The sequence below is a fragment of the Arthrobacter sp. BE255 genome, assembly GCF_031457335.1.
Lineage (GTDB): Bacteria > Actinomycetota > Actinomycetes > Actinomycetales > Micrococcaceae > Arthrobacter.
This window is the reverse complement of the sequence record NZ_JAVDWK010000003.1, coordinates 456,408-479,668: the sequence shown is the minus strand read 5'-3', so window position 1 is coordinate 479,668 and position 23,261 is coordinate 456,408. Positions and strand designations below refer to the sequence as shown.

General features: G+C 66.6%; 22 protein-coding genes. 12 read left to right on the top strand and 10 right to left on the bottom strand.

Annotated features, from left to right (window positions below; translation table 11 throughout):
• Positions 1-51 precede the first annotated feature (51 nt).
• Positions 52-930, top strand: a complete 879-nt coding sequence (locus J2X42_RS08530; protein WP_310164170.1) for a DUF4097 family beta strand repeat-containing protein — start codon at positions 52-54, stop codon at positions 928-930.
• A 34-nt stretch (positions 931-964) separates the two neighbouring features.
• On the opposite strand, the gene J2X42_RS08525 is transcribed toward J2X42_RS08530, so the two are convergent.
• Positions 965-1,225 (bottom strand): hypothetical protein, encoded by a 261-nt coding sequence (locus J2X42_RS08525; protein ID WP_310164167.1) that lies wholly within the window; start codon positions 1,223-1,225, stop codon positions 965-967.
• A 101-nt stretch (positions 1,226-1,326) separates the two neighbouring features.
• Between J2X42_RS08525 and hrpB the strand changes: the two genes are divergently transcribed.
• A complete protein-coding gene (hrpB, locus tag J2X42_RS08520) occupies positions 1,327-4,014 on the top strand; it encodes an ATP-dependent helicase HrpB (RefSeq protein WP_310164165.1) in 2,688 nt (895 codons plus the stop codon).
• Positions 4,015-4,168: 154 nt separating this feature from the next.
• The gene (locus tag J2X42_RS08515; RefSeq protein ID WP_310164162.1) at positions 4,169-4,321 is read left to right on the top strand and encodes a hypothetical protein; all 153 of its coding nucleotides are present in this window, start codon (positions 4,169-4,171) and stop codon (positions 4,319-4,321) included.
• A 127-nt stretch (positions 4,322-4,448) separates the two neighbouring features.
• On the opposite strand, the gene J2X42_RS08510 is transcribed toward J2X42_RS08515, so the two are convergent.
• Positions 4,449-4,610, bottom strand: a complete 162-nt coding sequence (locus J2X42_RS08510) for a hypothetical protein (protein WP_310164161.1) — start codon at positions 4,608-4,610, stop codon at positions 4,449-4,451.
• A gap of 145 nt (positions 4,611-4,755) precedes the next feature.
• Here J2X42_RS08510 and J2X42_RS08505 point away from each other — a divergent pair, with 145 nt between their 5' ends.
• Positions 4,756-7,674 (top strand): AAA family ATPase, encoded by a 2,919-nt coding sequence (locus J2X42_RS08505; protein ID WP_310164159.1) that lies wholly within the window; start codon positions 4,756-4,758, stop codon positions 7,672-7,674.
• A 42-nt stretch (positions 7,675-7,716) separates the two neighbouring features.
• On the opposite strand, the gene J2X42_RS08500 is transcribed toward J2X42_RS08505, so the two are convergent.
• On the bottom strand, positions 7,717-8,394 hold the full coding sequence (locus tag J2X42_RS08500) for an alpha/beta family hydrolase (RefSeq protein WP_310164156.1): 678 nt from the start codon (positions 8,392-8,394) through the stop codon (positions 7,717-7,719).
• Positions 8,395-8,610: 216 nt separating this feature from the next.
• Here J2X42_RS08500 and J2X42_RS08495 point away from each other — a divergent pair, with 216 nt between their 5' ends.
• Together J2X42_RS08495 and ligD are read left to right on the top strand one after the other, a co-directional pair.
• Complete coding sequence (locus J2X42_RS08495; protein WP_396134047.1) at positions 8,611-9,318, top strand: DedA family protein; 708 nt, start codon at positions 8,611-8,613, stop codon at positions 9,316-9,318.
• A 45-nt stretch (positions 9,319-9,363) separates the two neighbouring features.
• Positions 9,364-10,386 carry a non-homologous end-joining DNA ligase gene (gene ligD / locus J2X42_RS08490; RefSeq protein ID WP_310164153.1) on the top strand — a complete coding sequence of 341 codons (1,023 nt, stop codon included), beginning with the start codon at positions 9,364-9,366 and terminating at the stop codon, positions 10,384-10,386.
• A gap of 11 nt (positions 10,387-10,397) precedes the next feature.
• On the opposite strand, the gene J2X42_RS08485 is transcribed toward ligD, so the two are convergent.
• Entirely contained in the window at positions 10,398-11,048 is a 651-nt protein-coding gene (locus tag J2X42_RS08485) for a hypothetical protein (RefSeq protein WP_310164151.1), read from the bottom strand.
• A gap of 135 nt (positions 11,049-11,183) precedes the next feature.
• Entirely contained in the window at positions 11,184-11,441 is a 258-nt protein-coding gene (locus J2X42_RS23365; protein WP_396134046.1) for a PLDc N-terminal domain-containing protein, read from the bottom strand.
• Between the two features lie 441 nt (positions 11,442-11,882).
• Here J2X42_RS23365 and J2X42_RS08480 point away from each other — a divergent pair, with 441 nt between their 5' ends.
• A complete protein-coding gene (locus tag J2X42_RS08480; RefSeq protein ID WP_310164148.1) occupies positions 11,883-13,442 on the top strand; it encodes a DUF222 domain-containing protein in 1,560 nt (519 codons plus the stop codon).
• A gap of 51 nt (positions 13,443-13,493) precedes the next feature.
• Here J2X42_RS08480 and J2X42_RS08475 read toward each other — a convergent pair whose 3' ends face one another.
• On the bottom strand, positions 13,494-14,114 hold the full coding sequence (locus tag J2X42_RS08475) for an L-threonylcarbamoyladenylate synthase (RefSeq protein ID WP_310164314.1): 621 nt from the start codon (positions 14,112-14,114) through the stop codon (positions 13,494-13,496).
• Positions 14,115-15,039: 925 nt separating this feature from the next.
• Between J2X42_RS08475 and J2X42_RS08470 the strand changes: the two genes are divergently transcribed.
• Both J2X42_RS08470 and J2X42_RS08465 read left to right on the top strand, forming a co-directional pair.
• Positions 15,040-15,720 carry a DUF4166 domain-containing protein gene (locus tag J2X42_RS08470; protein ID WP_310164145.1) on the top strand — a complete coding sequence of 227 codons (681 nt, stop codon included), beginning with the start codon at positions 15,040-15,042 and terminating at the stop codon, positions 15,718-15,720.
• 80 nt (positions 15,721-15,800) lie between these two features.
• Complete coding sequence (locus tag J2X42_RS08465) at positions 15,801-16,769, top strand: squalene cyclase (protein ID WP_310164141.1); 969 nt, start codon at positions 15,801-15,803, stop codon at positions 16,767-16,769.
• A gap of 5 nt (positions 16,770-16,774) precedes the next feature.
• On the opposite strand, the gene J2X42_RS08460 is transcribed toward J2X42_RS08465, so the two are convergent.
• Positions 16,775-17,248 carry a DUF1990 family protein gene (locus J2X42_RS08460; RefSeq protein ID WP_310164139.1) on the bottom strand — a complete coding sequence of 158 codons (474 nt, stop codon included), beginning with the start codon at positions 17,246-17,248 and terminating at the stop codon, positions 16,775-16,777.
• Positions 17,249-17,510: 262 nt separating this feature from the next.
• Between J2X42_RS08460 and J2X42_RS08455 the strand changes: the two genes are divergently transcribed.
• Positions 17,511-17,897 carry a DUF1801 domain-containing protein gene (locus J2X42_RS08455; protein ID WP_310164137.1) on the top strand — a complete coding sequence of 129 codons (387 nt, stop codon included), beginning with the start codon at positions 17,511-17,513 and terminating at the stop codon, positions 17,895-17,897.
• A 71-nt stretch (positions 17,898-17,968) separates the two neighbouring features.
• On the opposite strand, the gene J2X42_RS08450 is transcribed toward J2X42_RS08455, so the two are convergent.
• Positions 17,969-18,964 (bottom strand): patatin-like phospholipase family protein, encoded by a 996-nt coding sequence (locus J2X42_RS08450; RefSeq protein WP_310164134.1) that lies wholly within the window; start codon positions 18,962-18,964, stop codon positions 17,969-17,971.
• 338 nt (positions 18,965-19,302) lie between these two features.
• Here J2X42_RS08450 and J2X42_RS08445 point away from each other — a divergent pair, with 338 nt between their 5' ends.
• Positions 19,303-19,950 (top strand): DNA alkylation repair protein, encoded by a 648-nt coding sequence (locus J2X42_RS08445; protein WP_310164313.1) that lies wholly within the window; start codon positions 19,303-19,305, stop codon positions 19,948-19,950.
• Between the two features lie 94 nt (positions 19,951-20,044).
• Here J2X42_RS08445 and map read toward each other — a convergent pair whose 3' ends face one another.
• Positions 20,045-20,815, bottom strand: a complete 771-nt coding sequence (map, locus tag J2X42_RS08440) for a type I methionyl aminopeptidase (RefSeq protein ID WP_310164312.1) — start codon at positions 20,813-20,815, stop codon at positions 20,045-20,047.
• Positions 20,816-20,868: 53 nt separating this feature from the next.
• Between map and J2X42_RS08435 the strand changes: the two genes are divergently transcribed.
• The gene (locus J2X42_RS08435; protein WP_310164130.1) at positions 20,869-21,141 is read left to right on the top strand and encodes a helix-turn-helix transcriptional regulator; all 273 of its coding nucleotides are present in this window, start codon (positions 20,869-20,871) and stop codon (positions 21,139-21,141) included.
• A gap of 77 nt (positions 21,142-21,218) precedes the next feature.
• Here the strand turns inward: J2X42_RS08435 and J2X42_RS08430 are convergent, their stop codons facing one another.
• Entirely contained in the window at positions 21,219-23,195 is a 1,977-nt protein-coding gene (locus tag J2X42_RS08430; RefSeq protein ID WP_310164128.1) for an amino acid transporter, read from the bottom strand.
• Between the last annotated feature and the right edge of the window lie 66 nt (positions 23,196-23,261).

Below are 23,261 nucleotides of genomic sequence, written 5' to 3'. Positions count from 1 at the left end.
CGACGCAAACTCCCATCAAGGCACTGACTGACCAGTCCAAAGGAAACCGCAATGCCCACCTTCGAAACCCCCGACCGCATCACCCTCAACGTCGAGTACAACCTCGGCGACATCCGCGTCACCGCAGGCGACCGGAAGGACACCGTTGTTGACGTCCGCCCCAGCGATGCCGGCAGGGCCGCAGATGTCAGGGCCGCCGAGCAAACCCGCATCGATTTCTCCAACGGCATGCTCTTCATTAAGGGGTCAACGGACTGGAAACGGTTCGCCATCCTGACCGGGAACGGCGCCGTGGACGTCACCGTCGGGCTGCCGTCCCATTCCGATGTCCGCTGGGAGGCCGGGATGGGGAAATTCGACGGCGAAGGGAACCTTGGACAGGGTGACCTCAAGACCGGCATGGGCCACATCCGGCTCGACCGGGCGGATGCTGTAAAGGCGGAATCCGGCTATGGCGACGTCGTCGTGGACGTTTCGGCAGGTGACGTCGACCTCAAGACCGGGTCCGGTGAAATCCGCGTCAACCGGGTCGGCGGTTCCACCCAGATCAGGAACTCCGACGGACATATCCGGCTCGGGGAGGCCGCCGGCGAGGTCCACATCAAGGCGGCCAACGGCAACGTCCACATCGGGAAGGCACAGTCATCGGTGACGGCCAAATCCGCCAATGGCAAGATCCGGGTCGGCGAGGCCACGCGCGGCTCCGTGGTCCTCGAAACGGCCTACGGCGACGTGGGCATCGGCATCCCCGAAGGCACGGCGGCGTGGCTGGACGTCAGCACCAAGTACGGGAAGGTCCGCAACGCCCTGGCCCCGGCCGGGGGCCCGGGGGAATCCACGGAAAGCGTCGAAGTCCGGGCCCGGACCTCGTACGGCGACGTCGCGATCCACCGGCCTGGACAGCCAGCGCATCCAAGCAGAATCCAGTAACTACGCACCGATCCCCGAAGGGCCTCGCGGCCGGCTACTTCCCCATGCCGGGGTGGATGGCCACAAACTCGATGGCGGCCTGGACCTTCTTCTTCGGACCCCGGGAAAATCCCTTGGCGTCGAGCTGGTTCTGCGCGCGGTAGACGGCCAGGGCGTCATCGTAGATCCGGTTCAGGTCCAGGCCGCTGAACAGTTCCCGGGAGCCGTCGGCGAACGTCACAGCCACCTCGGCGCTGCCGGGAAAGTGGCGTTTCATCCGGATGAAGCCTTCTGCGTCCTGCTGGAGATTGATCATTCTGGTCCCGCTTTCCTAAGTGACTTTCCTCCAGTCTCTCCTATGGCACGCTGCCGAAAGGACAGTCAGCCCGGCAGTTGCCCTGCGGGGAGAATGGGGGTGTGACTTCTCTGCGCGTTCTTCCGACATTCGACCTGGCCGCCATCGGTGCGGGGCTGGCCTTTGCAGAATCCCTGGGCGACCTCACTGCGGCGCTGCGCCCGGGCGGGGCGGCGGGAACTGCGGTGGTGCAGGCGCCGCCGGGCACGGGCAAGACCACCCTGGTTCCGCCGCTGCTCGCCAACCTGCTGGCCGCCACTCCCGGGCACGGACAGCGGCGGGTGGTGGTCACCCAGCCGCGGCGGGTGGCCGCCCGGGCAGCGGCCCGGCGCCTGGCCGCCCTCGATGGCAGCCGGCTCGGCGACAGGGTGGGCTATACGGTCCGCGGCGAACGCCAGGCAGGCCCCGGGACCCTCATCGAATTCGTCACCCCGGGGATCCTGCTCCGCCGGCTCCTGGACGATCCGGGACTCGAAACTGCCGGCGCGGTGATCCTGGACGAAGTGCACGAACGCGGCCTGGAGACGGACCTGCTGCTGGGCATGCTCACCGAAGTGCGCCAGCTCCGCGGAGACCTCACCCTGGTGGCGATGTCCGCCACCCTGGACGCACCGCGCTTCGCCGCGCTGATCGGGGGCGCCACCACCGGAGAACCAAGTGATCACGACGGCGGCGGGCCGGCTCCCGTCGTCGACTGTCCGTCGGCGCTGTACCCGCTGGAGGTCGAATGGGCGCCGGCGGGAGCGGCCCGGTTGGACGGACGGGGTGTGACGCGCGCATTCCTGGACCACGTCGCGGACACCGCCGCAGCGGCACACACAAGCGCCGGCGCAGACACGGACACGCTGGTGTTTGTGCCCGGCGCCCGGGAGGTCGCCCACGTGGCAGCACGCCTGCGCGGCCGCACCGGCACGGGAACGGAGGTCCTGGAGCTGCATGGCCAGGTCAGCCCGGCCGAGCAGGACCGCGCCGTGTCCGGCCGGAGCAACGCCGCCATGCCGCGGATCATTGTCTCCACCGACCTGGCGGAATCCTCCCTGACCGTCCCGGGGGTCCGCCTGGTGGTTGACTCCGGCCTGACCCGGGAACCGCGGCGGGATGCCAGCCGGGGCATGTCCGGCCTGGTGACTGTTTCGTGTTCACGGGCGTCCGCAGACCAGCGGGCCGGCCGTGCCGCGCGGCAGGGCCCGGGCCGGGTGGTCCGCTGCTACGACCAGCGGGCCTTCGGTGCGGCCCCCGCCCACGTGACGCCGGAAATCGCCGTCGCCGACCTCACCGCCGCGGCCCTGGTCCTGGCCTGCTGGGGTTCGCCCAGCGGCACCGGACTCGCGCTTCCGGACGCCCCTCCGCAGGCAGCAATGCACGAAGCCGTTGAAATCCTGCGTGAACTCGGCGCCGTGGCCTCGGACGGCCACGCCACCGCGCTGGGCCGGACCCTGGCCAGGGTCCCTGCGGATCCCAGGCTGGCCCGCGCCCTGCTCGACGGCGCCGGAGCCGTGGGCGCGCGGACAGCCGCAGAAGCGGTCGCCCTGGTGGCGGGGGACCAGCGGGCGCCGGGTGCCGACCTGACAAGGCTTCTGGCCACCCTCCGCACCGGCAAGGAGCCTGCTTCCCGGCGGTGGACTGAGGACGTCCGGCGGATGGAAGCGATCGCGCGCAAGGAGGCTGCCGGCGTCGTACACCCCGCCCAGGATGCCCCGCCGGGCAAAGCGGAAGCGGTGGGTGCCGTCGTCGCCCTCGCCTTCCCTGACCGGGTGGCGCGGCGCGTTCCGGGGGAGGGGCCGGAGCGTTACCTCCTCTCGTCCGGCACCCGGGCCGGACTGCCCGCAGGCAGTTCCCTGGCCGGGCATGAGTGGCTGGCGGTGGCGGAGGTGTCGCGCGCGGAAGGCCGGGACGCAGCCGGCACGGGTGCTGTCATCCGTTCCGCGGCACCGATCACCGCCGACACCGCCGAGGCAGCTGCCCGCCACCTCCTCACGGACACCGTCGAGGCGTCGTTCGGCAAAGGCCGCGTCACGGCACGGCGGGAACGCCGGCTGGGCGCGATCGTGCTGTCCTCCACACCCGTTCGCCCGTCCGCCGCTGAAGGACGCCTGGCGGTGGCCCGCGCCCTCGCAAAGGAAGGTCTGGGAACCATCGGATGGTCGACGGCGGCGGACGCCCTGCGCCGCCGGATCGCCCTGCTTCGCCGCGAACTGGGTGAGCCGTGGCCTGATGTTTCCGAACCGGCCCTGCTCGCCCGGCTCGATGACTGGCTGGGACCGGAGCTCGAAAAACTGGCCGGCGGAGCCGCCACCGGCACCATCGACCTCACCGACCCTTTGCGGCGACTGCTGCCGTGGCCCGAGGCCGCGAAGCTGGCCGAACTCGCGCCGGAGACGCTGGAAGTGCCCAGCGGGTCGCGCGTGCGCATCGACTACCCCGACGTGCCGGACCGTGCCGCAGGTGATGTGCCAGGCGCCGCCACTTCAATGACGCACGACGGCGGACGGCCGGTGGTGGCGGTCAAGCTGCAGGAATGCTTTGGCTGGGCGGACACACCGCGGCTGGTGGGCGGACGGGTGCCGGTGCTGTTCCACCTGCTGTCACCGGCCCGCCGGCCGCTGGCGGTGACGGACGATCTGGCGTCCTTCTGGTCCGGCCCGTACGCGCAGGTGCGGTCGGAGATGAGGGGCCGCTATCCCAGGCATCCCTGGCCCGAGGACCCGTGGACGGCGCAGGCGACCGCACGGACCAAATCCCGGATGTAACGCCGCCGCGGGACGGATTCATGTCGCCCGAACAGCAGGGTGAGAGGAACGTTACATGGCGGAAATGTGGCGTCGACGTGCTGAAACATCCCGCAGTTAGGCTCGTCGATACGTGGACAGCGTGGTCCACACCACGACATGAAAGGACGCAACGATGTTGCTTTTGAGTAGCCTGAACTTCTTGCTCGACGCCCGCCGGAGTGACGACAACCGTGCGTACAGCGGCGGAAACGGCAAAACAGAGTTCCCTAACGGCCAGCTGACCTCCACCGCCTGGGAAGGCTGGTGGCACGACGACGCCGCGTAGCTGACGCCAAGCGCGTGCACGTCCCGGCGCCCTGCCTGGACCCGTTACTGTTCGGGAATCCAGTAGGGCGCCGGGACGTCGGCTCCGGTGAGGTTGTCGCAGCGGACCAGCTGGGTGCCAATCCGCGTCAGCGGACAGTAACCGGTGTTGATGCCGGTGTCCGCCGGCGCTGCCGGCTCCCCGGCGCTGCCGGCTCCCCGGCGCCGGCCGGGGCCGGAGCGATGACCGCCAGCAGGAAGAGCGCAAGCGCGGCTCCGGTCCTGCGGCGTGAACTGATCGATGAGTTCATAGCGTTTTCCCTTCAGGATGTGCGGGTGCAGACAGTTTCAGCCTGCTCTCCCGTGCCACGGAGCCACATCAGGCGACGCCCCTCAGAACCAGGCGGGGTACCCTCAGATCTGTACCGGCCGCACCCGGGGGTGCAAGCTGGGACTGTGGCAAAACCGTTGGACACCGGCGGCCCGGATTTCATCGGACGGGCAGCGGACCTGGCTGAACTGGCCGGAGTCATCGGTGCCGTCCGGTCCGGTACGGCCCGGACGTTCATCATCTCCGGCGACGCCGGAGTGGGGAAGACGGCGCTGGTTGCCCAGGCGTGCGCAGCGGCCCACCCGGAGGTTGCCATCCTCAAGGGCGCGGCCCTCCCGCTGGCCTCCATGGAGATGCCGTTGCTGGCACTTCGGGGTGCCTTCCGTTCAGCCGGGGCAGCCCGTTTTCTGGCGCCGTCCTTTCCCCGGGACGCCGGACCGGAGCTTCCCCTGCTGATCGATGAGTGGCTCACCGGGCTCAGCCTGGAGCGGCCCGTCCTGCTGGTGGTTGACGACCTGCAGTGGGCAGACCAAACCACGTTGGATGTCCTGATGTACCTCGTGGCCGGACCGCAGGAGCGCCGGCTGGGAGTGATCGGAACCGTACGGCACAACGACGTCGGCGACGGCCACAAGCTTGACCGCTGGCTGGCAGACATCCGGCGGCTGCCCGGCGTGGACACCAGGACGCTGGCCCCGCTCGACCGGCCGGACACGGAAGCGCAGCTCGCCTCGATCCTGGGCGAACCGCCGCACCGGACGCTGGTCAACGACGTGTTCGCCCGCTCAGCCGGCAACCCGTATCTCAATCTCCTGCTGGTGGCCGGCCTCAGTGCCGGAGACCGGCACCTGCCGGCCGGATTCCCGCCCGACCTGAAGTCCGCCGTCCTGCGGTCCTGGCAAGGGCTCCCATCCGATGCCCAAGAACTGACCCGGATCATGGCCGTCGGCGGGAAAGCCACCACCGGGGCCGACCTGCGGGAGGTCGCCGGGCCGGCGTTTGATCCCGAACGCATACCGGCGGTCCTGCGTTCGGCCGCGGAGGCAGGAATCCTGGACCTGGCCCCGGATGGAACGTATTGGTTCCACCATCCGCTCATCGCCGAAACTCTGGAGCTGGCGCTCGATGCCGTGGACCGCACGAGCCTTCATTCGGCGTTCGCCGCGTATTACGAACGGCAGCTGGACGGAGGCACCCGCCCGGAGGCCGCCGTCGTGGTTTCCCTTGCTGACCACCACCATCAGGCCGGGCATCAGGCCGAGGCTTACCGCTGGGCGCTGGTGGCGGCGGACGCGGCACGTCAGTCCGGCGCCAACGGCGATGCGCTGCGGATGCTGAGCCTGGCCCTTGATCTGCGCCGGGGACTCCCGGATGCGGCGGAGCGGACGCTGGATCTGTGGGACCGGGTCCGCCAGGCAGCCTACGAGTCGGGGGCGTTGTCCGTGGAGCTGGAATCCATCGAGGCGCTGCTGGGCGGCACCGATCTTCCCGGAGGAGCGCTTGCCAGGGCCGAGCTCATGGTTCGCCGCATGCACCTGCAGCTGTCCACCGGGCAGGGGTTCTTCCCCCTGCCCGACATACGGGAGGCCGTCCGGCTCTCCGCAGCCGAGCCCCACAGCTGGCAGCACGCCCTGGCCCTGGCCGAGCTGTCCCATGCAACCATGTGGCACAACGAGCCAGGTGTGGAGGCTCCCGCCAGGCAGGCACTTGCCCTGGCCAGGGAGACCGGGGACCACCGGGCGCTTTCCTACGCGCTGACCGCGGTGTCTATCGCCGAAAATGTTGCGGGCCGCCCCCACGCAGGAATTCCCTTGGCGGAGGAAGGGGCCAAGGAAGCGCTCCGGGCACGTGATTTCTGGGCATTCGTCCACGCCACCGCGTGGGCCGGCAACGCGAACGGGCCATGGACAAGTGCAGCGTACGCTGACCTGATGCACCGGGCGCGGCAGGAACTGGTCGACCGGGGAGCGCCTCACGCCTACACGGCCAAGATTGCGGCCGACGAAGCGGCCAGCTTCCTGGCAGTCGGTGACTGGCGGAAATGCCGGGCGGCGCTGCGGATCGCCATCGGCTTTGATCCCGGACCGATGGGGGATGTGAGCGCACGGCTGACGGCTGCACGGCTCGCCGCGCTGCAGGGCCGGCGCGACGAGGCAGCGGTCCACCTTCAACGGGCTGAGGAGCTGTATGACGAGACGTCCGGTCTCCTGAACCTGGACTTCGACGCCATCCGTGCGGAAGTCAGCGTCGCGGCCGGGCGCCCGGAGGCAGCCTTCGAGGCGGCGATCACAGGTGCCACCGGCCCGGGTCCACCGCCCACCATGTGCGAGTGGCTTCTCCCCGTTGCCGCGCGCGCTCTCGCGGACCAGGTCCAGCGCGCGCGGGACCTCGGGGCGCCGACGTCCGGCCTGCTGGCCGCCGCCAACGATCTCCAGGACCGCTTTCCCGGCATACTGCACGAACCCGTGGGTGAGTCGGAGCTCTACCGGCGGCAGCTGGAAGCGTTTGAACTCCTCTACGCCGCGGAGCTGGGCCGGGCCCGGATCCCGCACGGCAACGCGCCCGAGTGGGCCAAGACGGCCGACGCTTTACGGCACGCGTCCCTGCCGTGGGAGGAGGCCTACGCCTGCCAACGTGCGGTGGAGTCGCTGCTGCTGCATGGGCACAGCCCTGGCCACCAGGCAGCTGAGCTCCTCCGCCGGGGGCTCGCCCTCGCGGTAGAGCTCCAGGCGGCACCCGTCCGGGAGGCCCTCGAGGGCCTTGCTGCGCGGGCGAGGATCCCTGTTGCGACGATGGCGGCCAACGGGCAGCGCCCTGCAGCAGTCCTGCCCGGACTGACACCCCGGGAGCTGGACATCCTGGACCACGTTGTTGCGGGTAGGACCTACGGCGAGATTGCCCGTGCCCTGGTCATCAGCGAGAAGACAGTCAGCTCACACATCTCCAACCTTCTGCGAAAAACCGGTGCCGCGAACCGGCTGGACCTCGCACGGCTGGCCTCGGCCGGTCCTCCGGCCGGCGCCCCGGTAGAGACGCCGCGCTGAGGTACCTGTCTGAGGTGCCGGTCAGCCGCGCTGAGGTGCCGGTCAGCCGCGGGCGCGCATAAAGTTCGCGACCGTCGAAGCGAGGGACGCGCCGATGTCCTCTGCGCTGCGCTTTTTGCCGGCCACGGCGAACGAATGGTCCCCGCCGTCGATCCACTCCAAGACGGCGGACGGGCCGATCCGGGACACCACACCCTCCAGCAGTTCCGGGGTGGCGAACGTGTCACGGGAACCCTGCAGGAACAGCATGGGCAGCGTGAGACCGTACAGGTGCTCGTCGCGGATTTTTTCAGGCTTGCCCGGCGGGTGCAGCGGGTAGCCAAGGTAGACGAGCCCGGCGGCGGTCATTCCTTCCGCTACTGCCATCGACGCCATCCGTCCGCCGAATGACTTGCCGGCCGCCCAGACCGGCCCGGTGTCCCCGTGTTCGGCGCCCTGCCGCGCCGCCTCGTCCATCGCGGCCCGCCAGGCGGCGATGGCGGCCGGTGGCCGGTCCGGGAACTTCCGCCCGGCCTCACGGTACGGGAAGTTGAAGCGCAGGGTGGCGACGCCTTCTTCGTTGAGGGCGTCGGTGAACCCGCGCATAAAGGGATGCTCCATTCCCGCGCCAGCCCCATGGGCCAGCACCAGGGTGGCAAACGGCTGCTCCGGACGGGCATAGGACGCGGAAACCCCGACGTCGCCCACGGCGATGGTCAGGGCGGACTCTGAGACGGTCATGGATTCATCATGCCGGATTCCGTCCTGCTTCCGGTCCGCATGCTGCTCCCGTCCACGTCCCGGTTCCATCAGCGAACTGGTTCCATCAGCGTGCTCAGCCGTCCGCGGCTGGGCGGCCTGCCCGTAACCTGCACAGGCTCAGCACAGGAGCGGGACAGCCGGACCCAAGCCCGGCGCCGGAGAGTGGGGAGTCAACCCGATCCTGGAGGAACCACCATGACCGCAGCCTTTGCCGTCTCCTTATCCCTCGCAACCCCATCGCCGGCTGCCGCGACGCCGGACGCCATGAACTTGGGCGCCGCTGATCTCAGCGGGGTCTCAGAGTGGGTGGTAGGCGTCATGGAGGATGTAGGCGCACCCGGGGCAGGACTGGTGGTGGCTCTGGAAAACCTGTTTCCCCCGATCCCCAGCGAGGTGATCCTTCCGCTAGCCGGCTTCACCGCAAGCCGCGGCGGCTTCAGCCTCTTGGACGCCATTCTGTGGACCACTGCCGGGTCACTGCTGGGCGCGTATGTGCTGTATCTCCTGGGCGGAGGGCTTGGACGGGACCGGACCCGGGCCCTGATCGGCCGGATCCCTTTGGTGGCCGTCGCCGACGTCGACCGGGTGGAAGCGTGGTTCGCCCGCCACGGCAGCAAGGCGGTCTTCCTGGGCCGCCTGGTGCCGCTGTTCCGGAGCCTCGTCTCCATCCCCGCCGGGATCTGCCGGATGCCGTTGTGGCGTTTCCTGGGACTGACGCTCGTGGGAAGCCTCATCTGGAATTCGGTCCTGATCCTGGCGGGATACTTCCTCGGGGAGAACTGGCAACTTGTGGAGGAGTACGCCGGGGCGCTCCAGGTACTGGTGGCCGCCGGAGTGGCCGGCCTGGTCACGCTGTTCGTTGCGAAGAAGCTCCGGAAGCGGCGGGAGCGGGTCACCGTCTGAGCCCATTCTGTTTGCCGGGCAATGGGCCGGGTGTACGTTGTCCCCATGGCGAGCGAACAGACAACCTTGACCGTCCCTGGACCCCACGGCGAACGCGAGATGCGGATTTCCAGCCCCAGCAGGGTCCTCTGGCCCGAACTGGGGCTGACCAAACTGGACCTGGCGCGCTACATGGTGGACGTGGGGGAGGCCTTCATTGCAGCGAACGGTAACCGGCCGGTGGCGCTGCAGAGGTACTCGGACAACGTCGAAGGCGATCAGTTCTTCTCCAAGAACCCGCCCAAGGGCACCCCGGACTTCATCCGGTCGGTGAAAGTGGTTTTCCCGAGTGCACGCTCGCACCCCATGCTGGTCCTGGACGAGCCGGCTGCCGCCGTCTGGGCCGTACAGATGAACACTGTGGTGTTCCACCCGTGGCCCTCACGGGCCGGGGACACCGACAACCCGGACCAGCTCCGGATCGACCTGGACCCGCAGCCGGGAACTGACTTCGACGACGCGGTCCCGGCCGCGCTGGCGCTGAAGGAGGTGCTGGCCGAGGCCGGCCTGGAGAGTTTCATCAAGACCTCGGGCAACCGCGGGCTCCACGTGTATTCGCCGATCGAGCCGACACGGGAATTCCTGGATGTCCGGCACGCTGTGATCGCTGCCGCCCGCGAGCTTGAGCGGCGGATGCCGGACAAGGTCACGACGGCCTGGTGGAAGGAGGAACGGGGCGAGAAAGTGTTCCTGGACTTCAACCAGGCCAACCGCGACCGGACTATTGCCGGCGCGTACAGTCCACGCGCTTTGGCCCACGCATCGGTGTCGTGCCCCATCAGCTGGGACGAGCTGGAAAGCGTCAGCCCGAAGGACTTCACGATTCTCACAGTCCCGGACCGGCTGAAGACCGTGGGTGACCCCTGGGCCAACATAAATGCGCACCCCGGCACGATCGATACGCTCCTGGGCTGGTGGGATCGCGACCTCAAGGCAGGACTCGGCGAGCTGCCCTTCCCGCCCGACTATCCCAAGATGCCAGGCGAACCTCCCCGCGTGCAGCCCAGCCGGGCCCGCAAGCCGGACTAGGACGCGGTCGGCTACAGCGTTACCCCGTCGTTGAGGCGGAGCTTTGCGGAGCGGCGGGGGATGCTCTGGGCCCAGAAGGCGATCATCAGTCCTGCGGCAGCGGCTCCGCCGGCGTGGATCATCGGCGAAGACCACGATCCTTCCGGTGTGGGCAGGATGAGGGCCAATACGACAGCGCTCACCGACAGGAGGACCTCCACACTCATCTGCAGCAGATGGGCACGGAAGTCCGGGTAGACAAGGCGAATCGGGACCAGGGGAAGCAGGAAAATCGCGAGGCTGAAAACGAGGAAGATACCAATGACCCCGTTCAGCATGAAGACCGCCAAGCCCAGAACCAGCAGCGCCAGAAACTTCAGGACTCGGACGACCGGGAGCTTATTCTCCGAAGTCCATCGGCTGAGCAGGAGTCCCCACGCGGGGAGTCCAAGTAGCCAGCCTCCGCACCAGAAGCCGAGATCCAGGAACGCCAGCGTCACCAGCAGGGCACCGGGCAGCAGGAACGCAACGGCCTGGCTCGGTGACGGCATTCTCCCGCCGGGGACGAAGATGCAGGCGCCGATCAGGAGGTAGGCGGCAACGTAGCCGGGCAGCAGTTGGATAGTCGGTATCTGAGTCAGGCCATGGACCAGGAGCGTCGCAGCGATGACCATGACGCTCACGGCCGCGAACGTTCAGGGCTGACGGTGATCAGTAGGGTTCACGGCTCAACCCCTACCCAGAGGCCGCATCTTCTTACTCGAATGCAACCTGCCACGGGACGACCCTGACAGCCAAAAGTAAATCGAGCCGGCGTGCTAGTTGGCTTGGTCGCGGAGATGCGGGCTCAGGGATTCCGTACGCCCAATTAGGAACCATAGAACCGACCCAAGAAATGGCAGCGCAAGGACAATCAAGGCCCAAACGATGGTGCTGCCGGTGGCGTGTGTCTTATTGCGCGCAACACTCACCAGAGCGGCGATGAATAATACTGCGTTCAGAATCAGAAAGAGTCCGAGAATGCCCCAGGCAGGCACGAGTTGAATTGCTTCCGGTGTGGATAGCGTCAGTAACATTCTTCCCCCGAGATAGTGCTGCTACGTCCCGCAACCTTATCCTCGGCGTTACGCGTGGCATAGGAAACAACGAATCAGATGCCGCGTGTAGCCATAAGCGGCAATTTTTTCAACCCATCGGCAACCGGGGGCCGGGGAACATTCATCGTTGTGAAAACGCCGCCATTTGTCGCAGCGATTCACGCCCGTAAGACCAGCCCGCAAAATGCCCGGCGTCAGGGTCTAAACGGTACATTCAACTCCATGACCGGACTGCTCGTCATACACGGGCGTCGACGCCAGTAGTTGTTGCGGTTTGGTGCAGTCGACTTCTGAAAATAGCGCCGGCCACACTGCACAATATGTCCCAGTTTCACGAGTTGGGTGCCAGTTATCTGCGGGAAGTTTGGCCCAGCGTGGTCTGCGGGCAATAATGTCAGACCCTCCCGCCATGATTGGTACATGGGAAGAGCAGCGGTGACGAAGGCATATGCAGACATCGACGCTGCCATTGCTGTGATTACTGCCGAGCTCGCCGGGGCCGGCTCCGGGGCGGACCCCGATGCTGATCCGATGCAGGACACGACGGATCTTTGCCTGGACATCCTGGCCGGCGCGGCCCGGTCGGAACCCCAGATGGCCGCGGTAAAGGCCCTGGCCGCCTCAAAATACGCTGACACTATCCAGTCGATGGCAGCCCCTGATGAGCCGACGATGCCGCAGGAGGCCTCGGCAGCCGCGGAGATCGCCTGCGTCCTGACCCTCGGCCCGCGCGCGGCCAGTACGTTCCTGTCCGACTCCCACGAGGTGACCAAACGCTTGCCGCTGACACTGTCCGCGCTGCAGGCCGGCACCATTTCCTGGCAGCACGCCCGGGTCATGGTCGACGAAACAGCCGCCCTCGATCCCGCCGGGGCCGCAGCACTGGAAGCGCACTTCCTGGACCCTGACGCGCCAAACCCGGCCCGCGGCTGCCCCGCCGGGGAAATGCCCGCCTCCCGGTTCCGGCACAAAGCCCGGATCTGGCGCGAACGCCACCACCAAGACAGCATCGAGACCCGGCACGCCACATCCGCCCTGGACCGCCGGGTCGAATACACCCCGGACAAGGACGGCATGGCCTGGCTCTCCGCCTACCTGCCCGCGGACCAGGCCGCGGCGACCTGGAACCGCATCACCGCGATCGCCCGCGGCCTGCAGGGACCCGACGAGTCCCGGACCCTCACCCAGATCAGGGCCGACGTCTACGCCGCCGCCCTCCTCAGCAGCGGAAACGCCCACAGCACTAACTCCGGGGACTATGGCGACGCCGGCGCCGGCGGGATCCTGGGAGGAACGGATCCCGGGCAGGTCCCGACGCCCCGGGCCGAGGTCCTGGTCACCGTCCCGGTATTTGCACTGCTCGGCGCCACCGACGAACCGGCCATGCTCGACGGCTACGGCCCGGTCCCCGCATCCATGGCCCGGGACCTGCTCGCCAACGGGGCCGAGTCCTTCCACCGCGTCCTCGTTGACCCGCGCGACGGGGCACAACTGGAAATCGGCCGCCAAAGCTACCGCCCCACCAAAGCCATGCTGCGCTGGCTGCGGATGCGCGACGGACGATGCACCTTCCCCGGATGCTCCAACCAATCCCTGGACAACGAAGCAGACCACCAACTGGCCTGGGCCGACGGCGGAACCACCGGCGTATCCAACCTGCGCCAAATGTGTCCCCGCCACCACCGGCTCAAACACGCCAGCACCTGGACACCCACCCCGGCCACAACGAACGAACCACCCGGCTGGATCTCACCCAGCGGCCGGCACTACACCAGCGAACACCAGGACTGGGAACCACCACACCTACCCCAAGAACTGCAACCTGTAATGGTCTCAAAACTGCCGTCCAATGTGGCGGCAGTCGAACACGGGCCACCCCCGGCCCCGCCGGACAACTTCTATGGCCACCCGGACCTTGTCCACATCGGGCTCTCCCTTGGCGAAGACGGTCTCGAGCAGTTCCTCCACGCCCAGGCCTGATCAGGCGTGCCCTCATCCCGGAGTCCCGGCCAGGGCACACGCGCCAAGGCCTTATTCGAAGCGGGAGGGGTCCCCGGTGCCGCGGCGTACCACTTCGGCCACGCCGCTGGAGAAGTCAACCACGGTGGTGGGCTCGGACCCGCAGTCGCCCGAATCAATGACGGCGTCCACCTCGTGGTCGAGCCGCTCCTTGATTTCCCATCCCTGCGTCAGCGGATCCTCCTCGTCCGGGAGGAGCAGCGTGCTGGAGAGCAGCGGCTCGCCGAGTTCTGCGAGCAGTGCCTGCACCACCCGGTTGTCCGGGATCCTAACGCCTACTGTTTTCTTCTTCGGGTGCAGCAGCCGGCGGGGGACTTCCTTGGTGGCCGGCAGGATGAAGGTGTAACTGCCTGGGGTCACTGACTTGATGCTGCGGAAGACGTCGTTGCCGATGTTCACGAACTGCCCCAGCTGGGCGAAATCCTTGCAGACGAGGGTGAAGTGGTGCTTGTCGTCCAGCTTGCGGATGGTCCGGATGCGGTCGAGCGCGTCCTTGTTGCCCAGCTGCGCGCCCAGGGCGTAGCAGGAGTCCGTCGGGTAGGCGATCAGGCCGCCGTCGAGCACTATGCTCACGGCCTGCGTGATGGCGCGGGGCTGGGGATCCTGGGGATGAACATCGAAGTATCTGGCCATGCTCCTGAGCCTACGGCCCGGCGCGGAATAGTGCATCCGCGGCGTGCCGCTGGCGTCGACGCCGCTGATGAACTGCCGAAAATTCCCGTCGGGCTCCAACGGCACTTTAGGATGCTGGGATGGGGGAAGTCTTGGGTGGGAAAGAACCAGCGGCGAACAGGCCGATCTACGTGGAGATCGGCATTCGGGCATCCTTGGAGCGGGTGTGGACCCTGAGTCAGGACCCGGCATCCCACCCCAGGTGGGATCTGCGGTTTTCACGGATTGTTCCTGAACCTGGCGATGGCCGGGGTCCGGTCCGCTTTCGCTACGAGTTCCGGCTCCCGTTTCACTGTATTCAAGGTGTCGGGACATCCCTGGGGCACAGGCATCGGCCCGACGGCCAGGCCACATCCGTACTGAAGTTCGACACCGCTGACGTACTTTCTCCGAGTGGGCCGGGTTCAGGATACTGGCGGTACATTCCAACGGACGACGGTCTGCGGTTCATCACCGGGTACAACTACCGCCCGGGTATGGGCATCCTCGGACGAATCCTGGACGCCGATGTGATCCGGCCGGCCTTGGGCTGGGCGACGGCCATAAGCTTTGACCGCCTCAGGATGTGGGCGGAGTCGGACCTCCACCCCGCGGACTCCCGCAACCGGTGGTTCATCGACGCCGCGGCCAGGGCGGGTGGGCTGCTGACCGCCGGTATTCTGCTCCGCCGGGCCCTGGCAGGACGAAACGCGGCTGCCGCAGCTGCAGGCGTGGCTACAGGCCTGGCTTCATGCATGCTGCCGTCCCACTGGTCGGTACCCAGGGCGGGGCGGTGTCTGCGGCGGCCTCCTGACTCGCGCTCGGCGCAGGTCCCCTCCGCCCTTGCCGGACTTCCGTCACCCTCCCCACGTCCTGCAGACGACAAAACCCGAGGTCAGGAGTAACCATGGCATCGATTTTTGAACAGGCTTTGGGCAGCGACTTCCACAGCCTGCACCCTATGCTGCAGAAACGATTCGGAGTCGACACCGCAGCGGGCTATGCATGCGTGGGACGCGGAATTTTCGCAGAAGTCCGCCGCGGGGCCTGGTGGACTGTTCCTTTTCTGCGCCTTGGGGCTTACCGCAACATCCTCTTCCCTGACCAGGGAAACAACATCCCGTTCACGATCGAGAACTACCCGTACGTCGACGGATTCGGCCGCCCGACAGTTACGTTTGTCAGGACTCTGGAGCTGCCGGGCAAGCAACGGCGCTTCGATGCCACAATGGTGCACAGCGCACAAAGCGGAGGCATCGTTGACTACCTTGGGACGCACCAGCACCTTGCCACTGACCTTGTCCTGCAGGTCACGGCCGATGGATCCCTGCATCTGCAATCCGGAGCCCAGAGGTTCTACGAAGGCGTCGTGGGATTCACTTTTCCTGCGCTGCTCACCGGGACGGCAGACCTGTATGAGAGCTTCGACGATGCCCGTGGGGTATTCACGATTCAGCTGCAGGTACGCAACCCCGTCGTCGGATTCCTTTTCGGATACCGGGGCGAGTTCGAGTGCACATTCCCGGCCCTGTCCAGCGGAGGAATCCCAGGGCACCTTAAACCGCGGAGGGAGGAAATCCGGGAATAGCGCCACCAGAAGCCATTTCCGCACAAATAGTGCCGTCGAGGCGGACCAAATGATGCGGTGGCGGTGGTAGCCTGCCGAAGATGGCCTTGGAACCCGCTCTGCTCAACTGGTTGCTTGACTCCGACCCGGCACTCCGCTGGCAGGTCGAGCGCGACCTTGCCGGTGCCCCGCCCGAGGTGTGGGAAGCCACCCGGGCCCGCATGACGACGGAAGGATTAGCGGCGCGGCTGCTCGCGCTGCAGGATCCGGACGGCCAGTGGGCAGGGGGAGCATACTTCCCCCACGGCTTCGACTTCGGAGGTCCCGAAGCAGCCGAAAATGCCGGGCAGCCGTGGTCGGCGACGACGTGGACGCTCAATACACTCCGCGACTGGGGCGTCGACGGAACTGCCCTCGCTGGAACCGCGGACCTGCTCGCCGCGAACAGCCGTTGGGAGTACAACGACCTGCCTTATTGGGAAGGGGAAGTTGACGCCTGCATCAACGCCTTCACGCTCGCCAATGGTGCGTGGCTGGGGACCGATGTCTCCGGGATTGCCCAGTGGTTCCTGGACCACCGAATGGCCGACGGCGGGTGGAACTGCGAGTGGGTTGACGGCTCGAGCCGCTCGTCCTTCCACTCCACGCTCAACTCCTTGAAAGGCCTCCTGTACTACGAGTCCGTGACCGGCGGAAGCGATGGACTGCGGGCCGCCCGCCGCGCGGGGGAGGAATACCTGCTGCAGCGCCGGCTGCTTCACACACTGTCCACAGGTGAGCTCGTGGGACCGTGGGTGACGTGGTTCGCGTACCCGTTCCGCTGGTTCTACAGCGCCCTGAATGCGGCCGAGTATTTCCGGGCGGCGGCGCTGCACGACGGCACAGCGCCCGACCCCAGGCTCGGCGACGCGATCGAGGTGATTCGAGCGGCGCGCCGCCCCGACGGCACGTGGCTGCAGGAGCGTCGTCACCCGGGACGGGTATGGTTCGACGTTGACGTACCCCCGGGTGAGCCATCCAAGTGGCTGACTTTTTTCGGCACGCGTGTGCTCGCCTGGTGGGACGCGTGAGGCATTCAGCGGAGCGCGCGCAAGTAACGGCGTCGGACAATTTGCTGCGCGACCAGGAGCAGTGGGTAAAAGGTACGCCACGGTTGGTGTGACGCGGGCTGCGTCAGCGACCGGATCGTGAGATGCACTTCGTCGCCGTGGCGGTGGACGATGAAGGCCTCCTCACCCGAGACGGGATGTCCTGGCATGGTCCGATAAGCGAACCCCACGCGGCCGGGCTCCTGGACGACGGTTACCACTTCGACCGGTTCAACAACTGTGGGGCCGAAAAGGCGGGCCGTGACATTTAACAGGTCTCCCGGCGACGCCGGTCCGGTTGAGTCCACGACAAACCCACTCGCGGTTTTCACCTTCCAAAGGAGCAGCTCGCTGGCGACGCGGGCCCACACTGTATCGCCACTGCCCACGACGGCCGAGACTTCCGATCGGCGGTATTTCCGGTTGCTGGGCGGCCACTGGGGAAGCTCAGGGCTCGTCATCGCATTGTCCACGCTTACCGGCCCGATTCATTCCCAGCTGCATTCGTCCGTTCGAGTTCCCGCCTGGCAGCGATTATTCCGTCGCGGGTCGCGGCCCGGACCACGCCGTAAAGGATATAAAAGAACACGGCTGCGCAAACGGCAAACAACACAAAAGAGTTCAGCGGAGCGGCGTCCATATGTTCTTCCCCCAAGAAGCTTGCTGTCCAGTTCGGACCCTTCCAAGCATAGACAGGTGACAGAAAGTGTTTGACTGTCCCTTATGACGCGAAATCGAAACCCGGTGGTCGATTCATTCCTGGAGTCGCTGGATCACCCGTTGAAGCCGGTCATCGGGTCCCTGCGGTTGGCCGTCCTGGAGGCCGATGACGCAATAACGGAGCAGATCAAGTGGAAGGCGCCGAGCTTTTGCTTCGATGCCGTTGACCGAGTCACGTTCAACCTGCGCCCGCTTCATCACGTTCAGCTGATTTTCCACCGCGGGGCAAAGACCAACGCGGACAACTTTGATTTTGATGCTGCTAAGTGGCGAGGCCTCCTGGAGATGATCGGCCAGGACCGCGGCCAGGTGATCTTCCCCAGCGCGGAGGCAGCGACTGCGCGGCAGGCGGAATTTGTTGCGCTGGTGCGGGAGTGGGTTCGAGCCTAGGACGCCAAAGATGGACCCGGCACCGGCAAGGCACGATTGGCCGCCTACCGGGCCGGTTGGGTTCGTGCGCGTCAGCGCCAGAACACCGCGAGCTTCCCAGCGAGGGCTTTGCCTTGGTCGTACCCGGCCCGGGCTGCGGCCGGACGCAGCGACAGATCCATCGCATTGGCGCCAAACAGGTGCTCGGAGCTGCTCTCCGGGAAGATCGTCTCCACTCTGCTGCCGCGTGAGCGCAACTCCTCGACCTGTGTTGCGAGGTGCACTCCCCACTCCAGCGGCGCCAGTGATCTGCCGCCGAACGGTGACAGCACCAGCACCCGCCCGCATCCCGCGGCCAGGTCTGCATTCTCCGCGTTGGACCGGTAGCCACCGTCGATGTATCGCTTGTCCCCGATCCTGTAGGGCAGGCCACTGGCACAGCTGGCGGCGACGGCGTCCGCCAGGTCGATCCCGCTGTGCCGGTCGAACACAACCGGTTCACCGGTCTGGGCATCGACCGCCGTGATGAGCACCGTCCGTTGCGGCCAGCACTGGCTGGGCAGCCGCGAGGCGACGGTGGCGCGCCACTGCGTTTGCCAGGAGCCGTCCGACGCCGAAGCCATGTCGAGTGCCGCGGCGCCCATTCTGCGGCGCATGTCAGCCGCATCGTCGGCGGAGGCGATGATTTTCCTTATCCTCTCCAGGTGGTCCGTCACCGGACTGACTGGTACGCGTCCTTGCTCGGATCCGACCGGACGGGTCCGTTGCGGAGGCGTGGCGGCAAGGATGGTGGCAAACAGCTCGGCCGGGGCCGCGCCGGCTAACTGGGCCGCCGCCGTCGAGCCGGCCGACGTCCCAATGGTGAGGTCGGCCGTGGTCACGTCCAGCCCGGCATCGGACAGGCCGGCGATGACGCCGATCAGCCAGGCGTTGCCAGTCGATCCGCCGCCACCGAGGACCAACGCCCTCTCTCCGGAGGCAGGGGCCAGGTTTGTGGCATCGAGCAGGGGCCGATCCGGAACGTGCCTCGGCAGTTCGGAGGCCGTCGTCGAAATGGGGGACAGAGGTGAAGAAGGTGCGGTGTTCATGGGAGTCGCCTTTCGCGTATTGCCTGTTGGGGCGCTCCCGGTGGCGACTACCTCTGTCGCGCGATCGTGGACTGCAGGGGAGCACCCATTCCGGATACTGCGTTCATGGGGCTCACCTCCTGCCGATAGATCACGATCACCGGAAAATTATCACGATGCGAAGCCGTGCGCAACGGAATCCTGCCGCCTGGGCGATGGAATGGCGCGCAATCGGTGATCTGAAGGCAACCCGGCGTAGGACAGGAGGCAGCCTTCCGTCATAGGCTGAATCCCGAACGCGATGACAGGAGGCTGCAGTGGCTGCGACGACGGTGGTTGGAACGACGTTGGCCGAGGTGATGGCCGAGTTGGCCGCGCTCGAGGACCCCCGGGTGCGTGAGGTGAACGGGAAACGCGGTGACGACCACGGAGTGAACCTGGGCCAGTTGCGCGTGGTAGCGAAGAGGCTGAAGACGCAGCAGGAACTCGCGAAGGAACTCTGGGAAACGGGTGACACCGTGGCGAGACTTCTGGCCCTGCTGATCTGTCGCCCGAAGGCATTCGAGCGTGACGAGCTGGACGCCATGCTGCGTGAGGCCCGCACGCCCAAGGTGCACGACTGGCTCGTGAACTATGTGGTGAAGAAGAGCACGCACGCCGAAGACCTTCGCGTGGCCTGGTTCGCCGATACGGACCCTGTCGTCGCGAGTGCCGGGTGGGCGCTGACCAGTGAACGCGTGGTGAGGAATCCGGCGGGCCTCGATCTCCCCCTGTTGCTCGACATGATCGAAGCCGAAATGCAGGGCGCCCCGGATCGACTGCAATGGGCGATGAACCACTGCCTTGCCCAGATCGGGATCGAGCACCCGGAGCACCGCGCCCGGGCAATCGACATCGGTGAGCGTTTGGAGGTCCTCAAGGACTACCCGACGCCTCCGAACTGCACGTCCCCGTTCGCCCCGATGTGGATCACCGAGATGGTGCGCCGGCAGCAGGCGACGACCTAGCAGGAGCGCAGTTCGTTGCGGGCGACCCGGAAATCCCGGCCATCGGCTGCATCGATCAAGCCGGGCAACCTCACCGGAAAAACCAGACCGCGGTCTAAACCAATTGTGTGAGGACGACCGGTCCGGATTCCGTAACCGCAACCGTGTGCTCGGAGTGCGCAGTCCTTCGGCCATTGGAACTGCACAACGTCCACCCATCAGAAGCTGTCACGAGTTTCCTGGTGCCGTCCATCACCCAGGGTTCTATTGCCAAAAGTAGCCCGGGGCGAAGGACATATCCCCGCCCCGGTTTACCGATGTTCGGAATATGCGGGTCCTGGTGCATGGTACTTCCAACCCCGTGTCCGCCGAATTCTGTATTGACCTGGAAGCGCGCTGATTCGAGCACGGAACCAATTGCATAGGAAATGTCTCCAATGCGCGCGCCGGACCGGGCCGCGTTGATACCGGCCAGGAGCGCTTTCTCCGTGGTTTCAATCATGTGCCGGTCACCAGGGTCAACAGAATCCCCGACAACAAAGCTGATTGCGGAATCAGTGACCCACCCGTTAACGCTTGCTGCGAAATCAAGCGTCAGCAGATCCCCATCCTTCAGGGCATAGTCATAAGGAAGGCCATGCAGGACAGCATCGTTGACGGATGTACAGATGACTTTCCCGAAGGGGCCCCGCCCAAACGACGGAGCGTAGTCGACATAACACGAACGGGCTCCCGCGGTCCGGATCATCGAAGCGGCCCAATCGTTTATTTCCAGGAGATTCGTTCCAGGCTCGATTCGGTCCCGCAGGTCCGACAGGGTCTTTGCCACGAATTGTCCGGAAAGACGGGCTTGGTCAACTTCCCGGGGCGTGAGCAGTTCAATCAATGAATCCTCCAGCATAGTTAGCGTTATTGTTATAACGCTACTACGCTGGGAAGATGGTCAGAGTCCCGCTAAGCCCAGAAGATGTCCGCGCAGGGAAACTGCTCGGCGAGATGCTCCGTGCTGCGCGGGGAGGGCGGACACTGGTCCAGGTGGCCGTCGGGGCGGGCATTTCCCCTGAGACCCTCAGGAAGATCGAGACGGGTCGCATCGCCACACCGTCCTTCATGATCGTGGCGGCCCTTGCTGAAGAACTGGCGCTCTCCCTGGATGGCATCCAGGGAACGCTGCGAAGGGCATCGCCCGGGAAGCTCGATGCAGCCTCCTGAGGGCGCTTACACGGCCGGTCGGGGACGGGCCGAAAGCACAGCCTCACCGCTGGCCGAAGCGCCGCCGTCGGAACTGCTCAGCCCACGTGCACCCAGGGCCGCCTGGTGACATCCGGTTCGGCCTCCCGCAGGATCTCGCGCGTCACGGGGGCAATCTCACCCTCGCCCAGCACCAGGAACTTCAGGAGATTCACCGCTGGGTTGCCTTCCGTCCAGCGGAAATAGACGTGCGGCATCAGCCCCGTCACGTCACGGATGTGCAGGAGCACCGAGGCGATGGTGTTGGGCACAACCGGCCCGTGCACCTCCAGCACCGCAAACCCGTGCCGCGTAACGCCCCGCACCTCCAGCGCCGTCTCGAAGTCTGAGGAATCGTCGACGATGACTTCGAGGAACAGCGCCTGGTAGTCGGCGGGGAAGTGGCTGGCCTCCACGGCGGAGGCCAGCTTATGCCGGTACGCCTCCGCGGTCTGGCGGAAGGGCTCGTGGGCGATGATCCCGATCGGGCCGGACAGGTTCTCCGCCATGAACTCCAGGGCCTGGGTGTCCAGCCGGACGTGTGTGGCATGCAGTTCGAAGGAGCGCAGCACCCTGGACAACAGCGAGATACTGACGATTCCCAGGATGAAGAACCCCGCGATCCGGATGCCTTCCGGGCGCTCAAACATGTTGGTGACTGTGGTGTAGACAAAAAGCACCGCGATCACGCCGAAACCGATGGTCCGCTTCCGTTGCTGCATCCTGCGGGCGGAGAGCGTCACGGCCACCGCTGCCGAGGTCATCAGTACCAGCACCCCGGTGGCGTACGCACCGCCCTGGGCGTCGACGTCGGCCTCAAACAGCCAGGTGACAAGGAACCCGGTGAGCGTAAACACCAGGACGAGGGGGCGGACTGCCTTGGCCCATTCGGGCGCCATGCCATACCGCGGCAGGTAGCGGGGGACGAGGTTGAGCAGGCCGGCCATCGCGGACGCCCCGGCGAACCAGAGAATGGCGATCGTGCTCAGGTCATACACGGTTCCGAAGCCCGCCCCCAGGTATTCGTGGGCCAGGAACGCCAGCGCCCTGCCGTTCGCCTCCCCGCCCGGCAGGAACTGGTCCTCGGGAATCAGGACCACGGTGGTGAAGCTGCTCGTGACCAGGAAGGAGCTCATGATCACGGCCGCGGTGGTCAGCATCTTCCGCGTCCCCTGGATCCGCCCGGCCGGGTTCTCCTCGGTGTCGCCCGCTGCGCCGCGGACCTGCGGCATCACCGCCACACCGGTTTCGAAGCCGGACAGCCCGAGCGCCAGTTTGGGGAAGACCAGCAGGGCGACGGCCACCGCCATCAGCGGATTCCCGTGTGAGGTCGTGAGGGTCTGCCACCAGTCACCGACGGCGACGGGATGGGCGAACGCCACCCCGAGCGCGCGGGCGATGACCACCACGTTGAGCCCCAGGTACACCACCACCAGGACAACGGCGACGCCGATGGCCTCCTTGAACCCGCGCAGGAAAACCGCCGCAAGCAAGGCAAGCAGGACCAGCGTCACGGCCACCTCCTGGCCGTGCAGGAAGTCCGGCGCGAACGGGTTTTCGATCAGGTGGGCTGTGGCGTCGGCAGCGGACAGCGTCATGGTGATCATGAAGTCCGTCGCCGCAAACCCCAGCAGCACCAGCACAAACAGTTTCCCGCCCCAGCGGGGGAGCAGCCGCTCCAGCATGGCGATGGATCCCTCGCCGCGGTGGCTCTCGCCGGCAACCCGGCGGTACACCGGGAGGGCACCCAGCAGCGTCACCGCCACCAGCACCAGCGTGGCGAGCGGAGAAATGGCGCCGGCCGCGAGTGCCGCGATGGCCGGCTGGTAGCCAAGCGTTGAGAAATAGTCCACGCCGGTCAGGCACATCACCTGCCACCAGTGGTGCTTCTTCTCCTCGTCCGCCGCGACGCCGCCCGGCCCCTGATGGGAGCCCTTGGTGTCCTGCAGCCCGAACAGCAGCCAGCCGGTGAGGGCCGCCTTCCGCGTGCGTCGGAGGGCCGACGGGTCCGCCGGCGGCCTGCTCATGGTGGTCATGAAAGCCTTTCAGTCCGCGGCACGGCGCCACGGGCACAGCCGAATCTAGTACCGGCCGCGTGTGCC

Bases quoted from the DNA above. Each gene is read 5' to 3' on its own strand.
- J2X42_RS08430 (WP_310164128.1), bottom strand. From the start codon at position 23,195: ATGACCACCATGAGCAGGCCGCCGGCGGACCCGTCGGCCCTCCGACGC.
- J2X42_RS08530 (WP_310164170.1), top strand. From the start codon at position 52: ATGCCCACCTTCGAAACCCCCGACCGCATCACCCTCAACGTCGAGTAC.
- J2X42_RS08445 (WP_310164313.1), top strand. From the start codon at position 19,303: ATGGCCGAGTTGGCCGCGCTCGAGGACCCCCGGGTGCGTGAGGTGAAC.
- ligD (WP_310164153.1), top strand. From the start codon at position 9,364: ATGGCGAGCGAACAGACAACCTTGACCGTCCCTGGACCCCACGGCGAA.
- J2X42_RS08515 (WP_310164162.1), top strand. From the start codon at position 4,169: ATGTTGCTTTTGAGTAGCCTGAACTTCTTGCTCGACGCCCGCCGGAGT.
- J2X42_RS08470 (WP_310164145.1), top strand. From the start codon at position 15,040: ATGGCATCGATTTTTGAACAGGCTTTGGGCAGCGACTTCCACAGCCTG.
- J2X42_RS08480 (WP_310164148.1), top strand. From the start codon at position 11,883: ATGGGAAGAGCAGCGGTGACGAAGGCATATGCAGACATCGACGCTGCC.
- J2X42_RS08455 (WP_310164137.1), top strand. From the start codon at position 17,511: ATGACGCGAAATCGAAACCCGGTGGTCGATTCATTCCTGGAGTCGCTG.
- J2X42_RS08525 (WP_310164167.1), bottom strand. From the start codon at position 1,225: ATGATCAATCTCCAGCAGGACGCAGAAGGCTTCATCCGGATGAAACGC.
- J2X42_RS08475 (WP_310164314.1), bottom strand. From the start codon at position 14,114: ATGGCCAGATACTTCGATGTTCATCCCCAGGATCCCCAGCCCCGCGCC.
- J2X42_RS08465 (WP_310164141.1), top strand. From the start codon at position 15,801: ATGGCCTTGGAACCCGCTCTGCTCAACTGGTTGCTTGACTCCGACCCG.
- J2X42_RS08460 (WP_310164139.1), bottom strand. From the start codon at position 17,248: ATGACGAGCCCTGAGCTTCCCCAGTGGCCGCCCAGCAACCGGAAATAC.
- J2X42_RS08450 (WP_310164134.1), bottom strand. From the start codon at position 18,964: ATGAACACCGCACCTTCTTCACCTCTGTCCCCCATTTCGACGACGGCC.
- J2X42_RS08435 (WP_310164130.1), top strand. From the start codon at position 20,869: ATGGTCAGAGTCCCGCTAAGCCCAGAAGATGTCCGCGCAGGGAAACTG.
- J2X42_RS08495 (WP_396134047.1), top strand. From the start codon at position 8,611: ATGACCGCAGCCTTTGCCGTCTCCTTATCCCTCGCAACCCCATCGCCG.
- J2X42_RS23365 (WP_396134046.1), bottom strand. From the start codon at position 11,441: ATGTTACTGACGCTATCCACACCGGAAGCAATTCAACTCGTGCCTGCC.
- J2X42_RS08510 (WP_310164161.1), bottom strand. From the start codon at position 4,610: ATGAACTCATCGATCAGTTCACGCCGCAGGACCGGAGCCGCGCTTGCG.
- J2X42_RS08500 (WP_310164156.1), bottom strand. From the start codon at position 8,394: ATGACCGTCTCAGAGTCCGCCCTGACCATCGCCGTGGGCGACGTCGGG.